Source organism: Halomonas halocynthiae DSM 14573 (assembly GCF_000425725.1).
In the GTDB taxonomy this organism is placed as follows: domain Bacteria; phylum Pseudomonadota; class Gammaproteobacteria; order Pseudomonadales; family Halomonadaceae; genus Halomonas; species Halomonas halocynthiae.
In genome coordinates this window covers 297,559-310,437 of the sequence record NZ_KE384441.1, presented here as the reverse complement: position 1 = coordinate 310,437, position 12,879 = coordinate 297,559, and the positions used below count along the sequence as shown (strand labels likewise).

Here is a 12,879-nt window from a genome sequence, read left to right as displayed (position 1 = left end):
CCATGAGGCCTGCTGATTATGCACTCTATAACCATAAAGATTCTACTACTGGGCATAACCATGAAATAAACATTGTGTGCTGAACACTAATTTGGTGTAAACACCAATTTTCCGCATAAAGACCTTGAGCTTAGCTCAGTAATATTCATGGCCAACCTAAAATCTTCAAACGGGATATACCTATCAACATCAAGGCTTATCTTATTCGCCATAAAGTGATCCAGCATGTTTTTGAAAATTTCGCACCGAGAATTTTTTCCAACCGAATTCTCCCAATGACGCAAGAAGAAAGTGCTAAAATCTATCTGTCGAGCTCTCACACATTCAAAGAACCTAGAACTATAAAAACTTAACGAAAGCGTCCCATAATTTATAAACCTACCTTTATCACACAAAGTGTAAAGTAGTTTTTCTCCCTCTTCACCACCAATAGCGTCAAATGCGATATTTGGCCTAGGCAAGCCCATGCTTACAATCTCACGACAAAAGTCATTACTTGAATTCAACACATAGTTCGATTGATATGGATAGGCTTCAGGACCTGATGTGATAACAATAACGGTGTATCCCAGCGAAGATGATAATTGAGAAAATATCTTACCTATTGCTGAGCGACCAGCATTAATAATCACAACATCTCTTTCCGACAAATTCGCAACCTCGGTTGTCATAGCCCAGGCTGTTAAAGAGTTAATATACAACTGACATGCATAACCACGTTCCAGACCTTGAGGGATATGAAAAATATTATCCGGTGATGCGTCTATATACGCCTGCCATGCACCACTCGCAGCCAACAATACTCTTTGGCCCACTGAGTAACCTGGATGATTAGATTCTACAACCTTACCAGCGGCTTCAAAACCAGGAACCCTAGGGGGCTTATGAAAGCGCCTATATTGCCCAACACCGTAAATAGATAAAAAATCGCTTGGATTAATATTTGCCGCCTCGACCTTGACTCGGACTTTACCTTTTTCAAGACCCATCAATGGAGCACGGTCTAACATCAGTGACTCTTCGGGCTTACCGAAGCAAAACTGCTTAATTTTCGTATTCATTTAATATAGCCAACACATCAACCACCCTACTGAGAAACTCAATAAAAACTCAAACAAATTAACTCATTAATATTTTTATAAAAAACTTTCAACCATGTCACGAAAAAAACTGCCACAATGCCAAAGTGTAACACCAGACCGATCCAACATCGCGCTGTTATCGCCACCTCTCGACTGAAGGTCGAGCCGTTTCCGGGAGCGATCATTCAGCTTCCATCTGGTGCAGCCTGCCCTAGGCCCGGTGGTCGATAAAAACGGGTGGGAACCGAGGCTGCTCCTCCTGGTTCAGACATGCGAACTAACGTGTTACGGTTCTTCTATGAACTTAGGAATAAAGTGCGTGAATAAATTATAGCTTCCAATCACATCAGCAATACTTTAAACCTAAGACCACCGCCTATTTTTAAAAAACAGCCTAGAGTGAAAATGAAATATTTAGAATTGAATCCTAAAGAAGTACCTATCCAGCTTTTTCTTGAAGCCGATCCCTCGGAAAAAATGATCAGCTCATACTTAACAGGCTCATGGTGTTACGCAGCTAAAGCAAACGAAAAAATCATCGGCGCTTGTGTCGCACAGCTTACTGGAAGTAACACAGCTGAAATATTCAACATTTCCGTGCATCCTAACCACCAAAAACAAGGCATTGGCACCAACTTATTAAATTTCACTTTAAAAAATCTAATCAACAAAAGCATCCACCGAGTAGAGCTAGGAACAGGGGCATTTGGTCACCAGCTAACTTATTACCATCGCATTGGTTTCCGGGTAGAGTCTGTTGCAAAAAACCACTTCATAAACAATTATTCAGAACCAATATTAGAAAACGGAATACAACATAAAGATATGTTAAGGCTATACATGGACATCAGAAAAAAAGCATAGCAATAAAGGCGTTTTCCTTTACCAGGGCCCTGGGAACCCAGGGCCAATTGACCCACTCACGACGAAGCTTCAAATGTAATCACTTCTCCTAACGTTGCATCACTATCACTCATTGAAAATGGGCGTTTATAGTCCAACGTAACAGATACATCGTTAAACCCAGCTTCATGCAATAAGCTTTTGAATTCAAAAACACCCCAAAAGCGAAGAGAAAAAACCTCCAGCTCAGAAGAAACCAGATTACCTGAACTCCAGTGTTCATACCTCAGTTGAGACACTGTGGTCTGATGCAAATAGCTGGTTTTCACCCGTGACTCTGTTAAGGTCAGCATATCCTCACCTAAGCTCCACATGCGCGACTCAGGCCCATAATCAAGCATAAAACTCAATGAGTCTATATCTAAAATAACTTTTCCCGTCTCTGATAAACATACCTTTAAGCGCTTAAGAAAGTCTAAACATGCGATAGGTGACTTAATTAACTGAATAGACCCTGCAGGCATCACTACAGCAGAAAATTTCTCGCTATAGACAAAGTCTTCAAAATTTTTCTTGCTGACATTATCGGGTAGATTCCTTCTGGAAACTTCCTTCTTACAGACCTCTAACATATGAGGAGAAGCATCAAAGCCATGAACAACATGCCCAGCCTCAAGCAAGGGGATAAGAAACCTCCCATTACCAACTGCAGGCTCTAAAATTGGCCCGCCAATGCCCTTAAGGCGTGACAAGTAAAATTCAATATCTCCAAAAGATCGACCAATGGGTTTATCCACATGATAAACCCACGAGGCTAATGACCCATACGCATTGTCCACAAGCCCTTCCTTTTCATTAGGTACAAATACACCAAGCGGCGATTCCAAAACACCTTCATCAGTAAAGCAATAAATTAAAACCCACCATTCTAAGCCAGCTCATTTTCGTAAATGACCATAGCTTGCCTTGCCACTTTCTCAACATCTAAGCTAATAGCCAGATTTTTTTCGCTGACGTCATCCATATTAAAGAAACAGGCATCTAGTGCATCATCACCCGCCAAGGGCTCACCTGAGATCCATATACAAAGTACCGCCACCAGCACAAAATGATATTCAAGCTCACCACGTTTATCAAAGTCTAATACGTCGACAGCATTGAACACTCTGTGCGCATTGGCGGTAATATGTGTTTCCTCGTAAAGCTCCCGCAGCGCCGCCTCTTCAATTGTTTCTCCTCGCTCAATTTTTCCACCAGGGAACCCCCATCGACCAGCATCCGGTGGGTTAGAGCGACGCACCAAAAGTACTTTACCATTTTTTAACAAAACGGCGGTGGTTGCGACCACTGGGCGCTTTTCCGACGTCTCTAGAAACTCAAAATGACGCTGAACAGACATCACACCCTCTGTATCGATTAAAAATGACGACTCATATTACACAAGGGATATCAGACGGACCGACCATGATTTATTCCATCACACTTTTCGACCAGCCCCTCTGCCCTCAAATGCGGACGTATAACGCCGCAGCATTTGAAAAGCTTTAATGTAACTTTATGCGTCAGTGACAGCCTTATTGACCATCAGCCGCCTTATCTCCGCACTCGCTGTCTTTGGTTCTGCGCGTCTTGCTGCTTAATGCCTCAAAGCCAATGATGACATCCAGCAGCTCAGTGGTGATGTCATCCTGACGAACCGATCTCAGCTGCCCTTTAACCTCATCCAGCCGGTCATCTACCGATTGTTCTGCCTGCTGCATCAGGGCAAGCCGTGCGGCATTTTCGGTGACCATTGTAGTGGTTCAATAAAACCGGACACCAACGTAGGTGGTAATATTGCCACCATAAGCGAGGTGTCTGATGACCAAGAAACGACGTACTTTTTCGCCTGAATTTAAGCAGGAAGCTGCCAGCCTGGTACTAGATCAAGGGTACAGCTATCCCCAGGCTTGTACCTCATTGGGTGTCGGTGAAAGCGCCCTCCGACGCTGGGTTCACCAGCTTGCGGACGAGCGACAGGGAGTAACGCCCAAGGGCAAAGCGTTAACCCCAGAACAGCAGCGTATTCAGGAGCTTGAGGCTCGCTGCAAACGCCTTGAGATGGAAAAAACCATACTAAAAAAGGCTACTGCTCTCTTGATGTCGGACGACATGAATCGTACGCGCTGATAGACCAGTTGAGTGAGCAAATGCCTGTTGAAATGGTCTGTAACGCGTTTGATATTAGCCGCTCCAGTTACTACGAGTACCGCCAGCGGCGGGGCCGCGTGGATGTTGAGCGTTTGGCCTTAAAGGCTCAGGTAAGCCGCCTTTTCAAAAAGAGTCGCCGCTCAGCTGGCAGCCGCTCGATCAAGGGCTTGCTCAACGAAGAAGGCGTCACCATTGGTCGTTTCAAGGTTCGGCGTTTGATGAGCGAAATGGGGCTGATCTGTAAGCAGCCGGGCCCTCATGCTTACAAGCAGGCGACCGTTGAGCGACCAGATATTGCGAACCATCTTGACCGCAAATTCACACCAGACCAGCCCAATCAGGTCTGGTGTGGTGACATCACTTATATCTGGAGTGGCCAGCGTTGGAACTATCTGGCCGTTGTGTTGGATCTTTATGCTCGTCGTGTTGTTGGCTGGGCCATGTCGTCCAGTCCGGATGCAGGTCTTGTTGTGAAAGCGCTGGATCACGCCTGGGAGCAACGTGGTCAGCCGAAGAGCGTTATGTTCCATTCCGGTCAGGGTAGTCAGTATGCCAGCTGCAAGTTCCACCAAAGACTTTGGCGCTATCGAATGAAACAAAGCATGAGCCGACGTGGCAACTGCTGGGACAACTCGCCGATGGAAAGGCTGTTCCGGAGTCTGAAATCGGAGTGGATACCGGCGTTGGGATATCGAAATCTACCTGAGGCCAGGAAAGACGTTAGTGGCTACCTGATGGGTTACTACAACCAGCAGCGCCCTCACTCATTTAACGATGGCATGCCTCCCGTTGTGGCTGAGGAAAATCTTAAATTACTGTCCGGGATTAGTTGACCACTACACTATCGGCAAACCATGGGAAATAACGGCCTACTCCCACAGCCGAAGAATAAACGTGCTGGGGTTCCTAAGCCGCGCCGGAAAGCTGGTCTACCACACGACCACCGAGACAGTGACCACGGAAACGGTCATCGAAGCGTTTGATCAGTTCGTGGCCCAGAAGGATCCAGATGCCTTCGCCGTTGTGGTGCTTGATAATGCCAGCATGCATCGCTCCAAGGCATTTAGGCGCAAGATGGTGGATTGGATGTCGCAGCGTGTGCATTTGATCTATCTGTCTGCCTACTCACCAGAACTGAACCTGATCGAGATTCTGTGGCGACAGATTAAATACACCTGGCTGCCCATGAGTGCCTATTTCTCGTTTGATCGCCTACGCGATGAAGTACACCGCCTACTTGGTGGATACGGAACTGATCACGTGATTAATTTTGAATAGGCACTTACCAAGAGAGGCATTAATCATCCGGGACCCGACATTACAAATCACTGCTCTGGGAAGAGCGCTCATAAATTATGGTGTAAAAAATGATTTATGACTTGCTAGCTTCTGCCATATGGCCTAATTTTATAATATTATATTAATATATCAAGGATATGAAAAAATCAATGTCTGAATTTCTGAAGATTTATCAGAGTGGTGGTGTGCTAAACCTAACACTCAATCGGCCTGAGAGTCTTAATGCACTAAATAACAAGCTTTACCATGATCTTTCAGAAGCTTTAGAAACGGGCGATCGCGACGAGACTATATCCGTGATTCGTTTGACCGGTGCAGGTAACAGCTTCTGTGCTGGCAATGATTTGAATGACTTCATTGATTATATAAGAGGTGACAAAGGTCTAGAGGGGCCAAAGCAGCTACTCCTGACCCTCGCCAAATTGCAAACCCCGTTAGTAGCGTCAGTGCAGGGGCATGCAATAGGGATAGGTACTACGATTTTGCTGCACTGTGATCAGGTTGTTTGTAGTAAAGAGACGAAATTTAAGATGCCGTTTACCGGTCTTGGTGTGGTTCCAGAAGGTGGAAGCAGCAAGCTACTGGTCGACTGGTTGGGACATCCAAGAGCATTTTCACTATTGGTCATGGGTGAAACCTGTGATGCCAATACAGCCTTGCAGTTGGGTTTAGTCAATCAAGTTGTGGAGCCAGAAGTTTTAGATGATGCAGTGAACCAGCGTATACAAAAACTACTGTCCTTGCCGCGTGAAGCAGTGTTTCAGGCAAAACGTCTGCTTAGAAACCATGGCAGACGCGAGGCATTACAGAAAGCGATTAAAGATGAACTGGAAATTTTTAGCCGTTTGCTTGCCAGCGAGGAAGCACAGCATGCTATCCGTAAAACTCTTGGCTGAGTCGTTATTTTACAAAATCGCAAAGCAGCTTTAGATCAGCGGTGGTGGCACGTAAGAACGCAGATCGGACAGCCGTTCGGATAAAAAGTCGAATACCGCACGGATGCGAGCAGTATTACGTAGCTCAGGCACGGCCGTCAGCCAAATATCTTTACTTAGGCGGTGCTGGTCAGGCAAGCAGGGTACTAAATTTTCCATATTGTCTCCTAAAAGAGTAACGATAGGTCCAATACCTAGCCCGGCACGCACTGCATTACTGACCGCCATTAGGCTGTTAGATTGCATTACATGACGTTCAGGCGGAAACAAAGCCGCGGTCATTAGTGCTACTGGAGTGCTCCCCAGCAAACCAATAGCCTTATGATTAGCAGCTTCCTCATCGTTTGTTGGCAAGCCGTAACGCCGTGCATAGCTATGAGCAGCATATAAGGCGATCTCTAGTCGCCCGGCCTTACGTGCAATCAAGTCGCCCTGAGTAGGGCGTAACAGTCTCACCGCTATATGTGCTTCGCGTCCAAGTAGATTGACCAACCCGTTATCGATAACTAGTTCGATACCGATCTGTGGATAAGCCTCGTTGAATTCTAAAACTAATGGGGCAAGCCATGTTACCCCCAAAGTTTCGGTTACAGTAACCCTTACCGCCCCTTGCAGTGAGACGTCTGCGTCAAGTATTTCGGCCTCCATCTGCCCCAATTGGTCACCCACCAGCTCAAGGGTAGCCAGCATCCTCTCACCGGCGGGGGTCAGTCTAAACCCTGTAGGAGTGCGAGTAAGAAGGCGCACTGCGATGTCTTCTTCAAGCATTGCAAGACGTCGGCTCAGTGTTGGTTGAGCCACTCCCATTTTGCGAGCCGCAGCGCTGATGCTACCAGCACGAGCAATGGACAGGAAATCTTGATAACCGCTCCATCCCCCTATACGCATGTTCTATATCCCTCATGTTTTTTTGTCGGTAGCGATAGAAATATGTTGCACCCTAGAATTACAAAGGGCTCAGCATAAGCTGGGCACCATACAAAAACAAAAGGAAACAATGCATGCGATCAACCAAAATAGCTCTTTGGGCTTTAGCTAGCGCACTTGTGTCTTCAACAGCCAGTGCTGACGGACTACCAAGCCAAATGAGGTGGATGGCTTATCCTAGCGACAGTTCGGGGTATGCACAGGCCATTGCTATCGGCAACATGCTGAAAGAGCGCGAGAATACCCGTGTTGCCGTTATGCCAGGGCAGAATGATATTGCTCGACTGACGCCGCTTAAAGCAGGACAGGCAGGCTACTGTATGTGTGGCATTGCAGCTTATTACAGTACCGAAGGTGTCACCAACTTCGCGGCCCCAGGCTGGGGGCCTCTGCCTCTGCGTCTGATTATGTCCAAAATTGATGGCTCAGGTGTCGGATTTGCCACTCGGGGAGACGCCGGAATAGATACTGCTGCAGATCTATACGGTAAAAGAGTTCCACATGTTCGTGCTGCTGCGGCGCTGAATGTACCGATGAATTCGGTTTTGGCTTTTGGCGACTTGAGTCGTGACGACGTAGTGACGGTTGACTACTCAGGTTTCACTGCCAGTTGGGACGGTGTCATCAATAACCAGTCTGATGTTGCTTTTGCAACCACGCTTACACCGAAATCATCGCAACTGGCTGCTGGTCCGGCAGGTATCCGGTGGATCCCGTTACCGCATGACGATGAAGAAGGCTGGGCTCGCATGCAAGCTACAGCACCCTATCTATCCAAACGAATCGTCACACATGCTTCAGGCTTATCAGAAGGAGAGTCCTTTGAAGGTGCGGGCTATCCATACCCTTTTCTTGTGACTACTCAGAATCAAAGCGAAGAAGAGGTCTATGCCCTGACCAAAGCCATGGTCGAAAACCATGATGATTACAAGGATGCGGCCCCTGGAGCGGAGGGATGGGCTCTTGAAGTACAAGAATTAGAATGGGTTATTCCCTATCACGAAGGCACCATCCGCTACTTCCAAGAAGCTGGTATCTGGACCAACGAAGCAGATGAGCACAATACGCGCCTTATCGAGCGCCAGCAGGTGCTAGCGGAAGCCTGGTCCACATTTACCGACAATGCTGCAGAAGAAGGTGAAGCTTTTGCAACAGCTTGGATGAATGCTCGCGAAAAGGCACTTGAGGCCGTAGGGCTGCCAGTCGTTTTTGACTGATCCTCAGTCACATGAAACACCGGAGTAACGCGGCATACGCTACCCTCCGGCACTCTTTCCATGAGGCATACTGCCATGATACAGACCTCTTTCGCTTTGCGACTATCAGCGATTCTGGTACTGAGTATATCCATTTATCAGACGTTTAATTTCGGTGCCTGGACTGGTTTCGTGCCACTGGCCAATCAGGTGATTTACGCCACGTTGGCCTTGTTGCTGCCCTTTGCCTTTCTACTTTGGCCACGGTGGCGCTGGATTGATGCTGTACTAGCAGCTTTGGCTTTCTGTAGTTGCGCTTGGCTTGCATTTATGGGTGAGCGCATTGTTATGGAAGGCTGGGAATATGCAGCCCCATATTCTGCACAAATGATATCAATTCTGCTGTGGGGGCTGGTTTTGGAAGCTGGTCGTCGCATTGGCGGCACTGCAATGATGGTAGTAGTTGCACCGTTATCTTTCTACCCGTTAGTGGCAGCATCACTACCTTCTTTCCTTGCTGGTTTTTCCATGTCGCTCCCAGACACAGCCACTTTCTATGCGCTCAGCAACGAAGGCATTCTTGGCGTGCCAATGCGCGCCTTCATTAATCTTGTGCTTGGTTTTCTAGTCTTTGGAGTTGCCTTACAACGCACCGGCGGGGGCAAATTCTTTCTTGATCTCGCCTTTGCCGCCCTGGGGCATGTGCGTGGTGGCCCCGCAAAGGTAGCAGTTTTGTCCTCGGGCATGATGGGATCGATGTCAGGCAGCGTTGTCACTAATGTGCTGACAACAGGGACGTTGACTATTCCAACCATGATTCGTACTGGTATCCGCCGTGAAACTGCTGCCGGAGTTGAGGCCTGTGCCTCAACTGGTGGTGTGCTCGCGCCACCAGTGATGGGTGCCACTGCCTTTGTGATGGCAACTTTTCTCAATATACCCTACCAACATATTGTGCTTGCCGCGATTCCTCCGACTCTGCTGTATTTTCTTGGCTTATTTATCCAGGTCGACGCCATGGCTGCGAAGCGTGGCCTATTGGGCCTGCCTGAAGCAGAGCTACCTCGTTTTGGCCGTGTGCTGCGAGAAGGATGGTGGTATCTGGCGGTTTTCATACTGCTGATATGGATGTTGTTAGTTCTTAATCGCGAATCTTGGGCTCCTTGGTTTGCAACTGCCCTGTTGCTGTTTATCAATCAAGTAATACCAAAACAGCGATGGGGTATAAAGAGCCTTGGCTCTTTTTTAGAAGATGTGGGCCGTCTATTTGCAGAACTTGCTGGCCTAATGGGAGCCGTGGGCTTGATTGTGGGAGCGCTGGTATTCACAGGCAAGATCGGCAATATCGCCAGCGATCTTCTAGCTTTGGCAGATGGCAATCTCTACCTGCTGCTAGCAATGGGGGCGTTGACCGCCTTTGTGTTGGGAATCGGTATGACTGTTACCGCAGCCTACATATTTCTTGCTGTGAGTCTGGCACCTGCGTTGGTCTCAGCCGGACTAGAGCCTCTCCCCGTACATATGTTTATCCTCTACTGGTCAATGCTGTCCTACATTACTCCGCCAGTGGCTATAGGCGCCTTTGCCGCCGCCACAATTGCTAAAGCAAAACCGATGCAGACTGCAATCGAGGCAATGCGCATGGGCGGCGTGATCTATCTCCTACCTTTTTTCTTCGTGGTCGCCCCGGCACTTTTGATACAGGGCCCCACAGATATAGTGTTGCTGACCTTTGGTTCCGCACTAATGGGAGTGTTTCTGATTTCTTGCGCAGCGCAACGTTGGTTGATCGGTGTAGGCCCCTATCCCGATGGCACAGCCGGCTTCACTCTGCGAATGCTGACTCTTGCTTCGGGACTGGCCTTTGCCTTGCCGGGAGGCGCTCTGACAGGCATTGCACCCACTCTTCTGCTCACTTTTGCTGTGGCCTGTATGGCTCCGGTACTGATTTGGCTTGTACTCGAAAGGAGGGTATCCCTTGACCGATCCCGTATATGAAACCGACGCCCCTGTTTTAGTCGAAACCCAGAATGGCGTTTGTTGGCTGACCATGAACCGGCCACGTTATGGCAATGCGCAGAATTCACAAATGACCTACGCATTGGATGCTGCCATCACTGCTGCTAATGCAGATGATACCGTCAAAGTAATTGTGCTCCGTGGCGGAGGCAAGAATTTCTCAGGCGGACATGACATTGGTACACCGGGACGTGACGCCCATGTCTCGTTTAAGCGTGTATCGAATTGGTACGATCATGTAGGCCGTCCTGGAGCCGAGATGCAGTTTGCCCGAGAAATGGAAGTTTATCTCGGCATGTGTCGCCGCTGGCGTGAAGGTCCTAAGCCGATGATAGCCAGTATACATGGCGCCTGCATCGCAGGTGGCCTGATGCTTGCGTGGGTCTGTGATCTGATCATTGCAACTGAAGACGCGCACTTTGCTGATCCAGTGCTTCACATGGGGTTTCCAGGTGTCGAATACTTTGCCCATGCCTTCGAGCTACCTCCACGAATTGCTCGCGAACTAGTACTGCTAGGAGAGCCTCTATCTGCCACGCGCGCTCATTCGCTCGGTATGGTCAACAAAATAGTATCTAAAGAGCATCTAGAATCAGAAACTGCACGCATTGCTGCTCGCATACTAGCAATGCCCAACTTTGGTTTGGCTCTAGCTCGTCAAGCTTTCAACAACACAGAAGACCTACAAGGCAAGCGCGCGGCTATGGATATGGCGTTTGGGCTGCATCATTTAGCGCATGCTCACAATAGCCTCACCGCGGAAGATAATATTGCAGGGCTATCCGGGCGGGATATGGCTCAGATAAACCGAAAGGACAAAATATGAACATTCCCGCATCTACTAGGGCCGATATTCGTGAGTCTACCAATCAGGTTGACGGTATGGTGTTGGCTGGTGAACGCAAAATAAGCCAAACATGTTTATTAGAGCGTGCAGCACGTGTGGCGCAGGCTCTCTTAGACAAAGGGTATGTCGAAGGGGATAGCATTGCAGTAATTATGCGCAATGATATTGCTTTTTTAGAGGCAATGCTGGGCGCTGGAATGATAGGCGTGTATGTGGCTCCAGTAAACTGGCATGCAACTGCTGCTGAGGCAATGCACATTTTAAGTGATAGCGGTGCGCGCTTAGTAGCAATTCATGCTGATCTGATGGATAAGTTTGGACTCGGCATACCCAATGATGTGTGCGTAATACAGGTCTCCACACCGCCCGAAGTCGCTGAGGCTTATGATGTGACCCCTGCTGTTGCGACGCTGGAGGACTGGGATAAATGGCGCGATGCGCACCAACCTTACAATGGGCAACCTGCTGCGCCACGTTCAAACATCATATACACCTCAGGCACCACGGGCGCACCCAAAGGTGTTGTGCGTGAACCTGCAGTCGGCTCCATGGCAGGTAGGGTGCGAGATGTAATATCTCTGGCCTATGGGATTACACCGGGGCGAGTAATACGCACGGTTGTAACAGGGCCTATGTACCACTCTGTGCCCAATGTTTACGCGCTCCACGCGGTACGTACCCCTGGTGCACTTGTGATCCTTCAGCCGCGCTTTGATGCTGAAGGCCTGCTAGCAATGATTGAGCAGTATCGCCTTACGCACCTACATCTTGTTCCAACGATGATGGTACGACTGCTGAAGCTGCCACACAAAATTCGCGCGCGCTATGACATTTCCTCACTGCAACATGTGGTGCATGGGGCTGCTCCATGTCCGCCCGAGTTGCGTGCTGCAATGATCGATTGGTTCGGCCCCGTAATTGGCGAATATTACGGGGCATCTGAAACTGGCCCTGGTATCGTCCTACCCCCAAATGAAGCGCCCGAACATCCCGGTAGTGTGGGCCGGCCAACACCATGGACCCGTCTAGAAATAGTGAATAAACGAGGTAAGCCTTGCGCCACCGGTGAAATCGGAGAAATCTATCTCAAAATCGACAATTACCCTTCTTTTGAGTATCGCAACCTACCTGGCGAAGCTGACCGTGTTCGGCGTGGTGACCTAGTGAGCGCAGGTGACCTTGGCTTTATCGATGCTCAGGGTTATCTACATCTGCGCGATCGCAAGACCGATATGATCATTTCAGGTGGAGTGAATATTTACCCTTCAGATGTGGAAGCAGCATTGCTAAATATACCAGGTGTGCGCGATGCAGCTGTTCTAGGCCTCCCTGATCCGGAATATGGAGAAATGGTAGCCGCCTGCGTTGCAACAGACCTGGATGAGCAAGCGCTGCGTGAAGCACTTTCAGGGCTGCTGGCCAGGTTCAAGATCCCGCGTCGTTTCCACATCATGGACGCCCTTCCACGCGAAGACAGCGGCAAAATCCGCAAAAAAGTTATACGCGCAGCGTTGATACAGGGTGGCAACAAGGACTGAACC

Annotated in this window: 12 protein-coding genes and 1 pseudogene; 8 read left to right on the top strand and 5 right to left on the bottom strand. The window is 48.6% G+C overall.

Going from position 1 to position 12,879, the window contains the following annotated elements; genetic code table 11:
* Positions 1-86: 86 nt before the first annotated feature.
* The gene (locus H616_RS0113350; RefSeq protein WP_027967803.1) at positions 87-1,061 is read right to left on the bottom strand and encodes a zinc-dependent alcohol dehydrogenase family protein; all 975 of its coding nucleotides are present in this window, start codon (positions 1,059-1,061) and stop codon (positions 87-89) included.
* Between the two features lie 426 nt (positions 1,062-1,487).
* On the opposite strand from H616_RS0113350, the gene H616_RS0113340 reads away from it, so the two are divergent.
* Positions 1,488-1,946: a GNAT family N-acetyltransferase gene (locus tag H616_RS0113340; protein ID WP_027967802.1), complete on the top strand. Its 459-nt coding sequence runs from the start codon at positions 1,488-1,490 to the stop codon at positions 1,944-1,946.
* A gap of 56 nt (positions 1,947-2,002) precedes the next feature.
* Here H616_RS0113340 and H616_RS0113335 read toward each other — a convergent pair whose 3' ends face one another.
* The 3 genes from H616_RS0113335 to H616_RS0113325 form a co-directional block, all read right to left on the bottom strand.
* Positions 2,003-2,812, bottom strand: a complete 810-nt coding sequence (locus tag H616_RS0113335) for a class I SAM-dependent methyltransferase (RefSeq protein WP_205619102.1) — start codon at positions 2,810-2,812, stop codon at positions 2,003-2,005.
* A gap of 41 nt (positions 2,813-2,853) precedes the next feature.
* The gene (locus tag H616_RS0113330; protein ID WP_240470603.1) at positions 2,854-3,273 is read right to left on the bottom strand and encodes an NUDIX hydrolase; all 420 of its coding nucleotides are present in this window, start codon (positions 3,271-3,273) and stop codon (positions 2,854-2,856) included.
* A 226-nt stretch (positions 3,274-3,499) separates the two neighbouring features.
* Complete coding sequence (locus H616_RS0113325) at positions 3,500-3,718, bottom strand: F0F1 ATP synthase subunit gamma (protein WP_027967799.1); 219 nt, start codon at positions 3,716-3,718, stop codon at positions 3,500-3,502.
* 67 nt (positions 3,719-3,785) lie between these two features.
* Between H616_RS0113325 and H616_RS0113315 the strand changes: the two genes are divergently transcribed.
* The 3 genes and pseudogenes from H616_RS0113315 (at position 3,786) to H616_RS0113305 (ending at position 6,310) form a co-directional block, all read left to right on the top strand.
* A protein-coding gene (locus H616_RS0113315; protein ID WP_156906470.1) for an IS3 family transposase occupies positions 3,786-4,948 on the top strand; the annotation gives its coding sequence in 2 pieces (ribosomal slippage) (positions 3,786-4,041 and positions 4,041-4,948; 1,164 coding nt in all).
* A gap of 10 nt (positions 4,949-4,958) precedes the next feature.
* Positions 4,959-5,393, top strand: a pseudogene (locus H616_RS0113310) (IS630 family transposase); the annotation flags it as partial.
* Between the two features lie 170 nt (positions 5,394-5,563).
* Positions 5,564-6,310 (top strand): enoyl-CoA hydratase/isomerase family protein, encoded by a 747-nt coding sequence (locus H616_RS0113305; protein WP_027967795.1) that lies wholly within the window; start codon positions 5,564-5,566, stop codon positions 6,308-6,310.
* Positions 6,311-6,340: 30 nt separating this feature from the next.
* Here H616_RS0113305 and H616_RS0113300 read toward each other — a convergent pair whose 3' ends face one another.
* Positions 6,341-7,237: a LysR family transcriptional regulator gene (locus tag H616_RS0113300; RefSeq protein WP_027967794.1), complete on the bottom strand. Its 897-nt coding sequence runs from the start codon at positions 7,235-7,237 to the stop codon at positions 6,341-6,343.
* A 113-nt stretch (positions 7,238-7,350) separates the two neighbouring features.
* Here H616_RS0113300 and H616_RS0113295 point away from each other — a divergent pair, with 113 nt between their 5' ends.
* From H616_RS0113295 to H616_RS0113280, 4 genes are all read left to right on the top strand, one after another.
* Positions 7,351-8,493 (top strand): TAXI family TRAP transporter solute-binding subunit, encoded by a 1,143-nt coding sequence (locus H616_RS0113295; RefSeq protein WP_027967793.1) that lies wholly within the window; start codon positions 7,351-7,353, stop codon positions 8,491-8,493.
* Between the two features lie 75 nt (positions 8,494-8,568).
* Positions 8,569-10,470, top strand: a complete 1,902-nt coding sequence (locus H616_RS15085; RefSeq protein ID WP_169516170.1) for a TRAP transporter permease — start codon at positions 8,569-8,571, stop codon at positions 10,468-10,470.
* The gene (locus H616_RS0113285) at positions 10,451-11,317 is read left to right on the top strand and encodes an enoyl-CoA hydratase (RefSeq protein ID WP_027967792.1); all 867 of its coding nucleotides are present in this window, start codon (positions 10,451-10,453) and stop codon (positions 11,315-11,317) included. The genes H616_RS15085 and H616_RS0113285 overlap by 20 nt, the downstream gene beginning before the upstream one ends.
* The gene (locus H616_RS0113280) at positions 11,314-12,876 is read left to right on the top strand and encodes an AMP-binding protein (RefSeq protein WP_051234302.1); all 1,563 of its coding nucleotides are present in this window, start codon (positions 11,314-11,316) and stop codon (positions 12,874-12,876) included. Before H616_RS0113285 ends, H616_RS0113280 begins: the two co-directional genes overlap by 4 nt.
* The last annotated feature ends 3 nt before the right edge of the window (positions 12,877-12,879 follow it).

Bases quoted from the DNA above. Each gene is read 5' to 3' on its own strand.
- H616_RS0113325 (WP_027967799.1), bottom strand. From the start codon at position 3,718: ATGGTCACCGAAAATGCCGCACGGCTTGCCCTGATGCAGCAGGCAGAA.
- H616_RS0113340 (WP_027967802.1), top strand. From the start codon at position 1,488: ATGAAATATTTAGAATTGAATCCTAAAGAAGTACCTATCCAGCTTTTT.
- H616_RS0113350 (WP_027967803.1), bottom strand. From the start codon at position 1,061: ATGAATACGAAAATTAAGCAGTTTTGCTTCGGTAAGCCCGAAGAGTCA.
- H616_RS0113305 (WP_027967795.1), top strand. From the start codon at position 5,564: ATGTCTGAATTTCTGAAGATTTATCAGAGTGGTGGTGTGCTAAACCTA.
- H616_RS0113300 (WP_027967794.1), bottom strand. From the start codon at position 7,237: ATGCGTATAGGGGGATGGAGCGGTTATCAAGATTTCCTGTCCATTGCT.
- H616_RS0113280 (WP_051234302.1), top strand. From the start codon at position 11,314: ATGAACATTCCCGCATCTACTAGGGCCGATATTCGTGAGTCTACCAAT.
- H616_RS15085 (WP_169516170.1), top strand. From the start codon at position 8,569: ATGATACAGACCTCTTTCGCTTTGCGACTATCAGCGATTCTGGTACTG.
- H616_RS0113295 (WP_027967793.1), top strand. From the start codon at position 7,351: ATGCGATCAACCAAAATAGCTCTTTGGGCTTTAGCTAGCGCACTTGTG.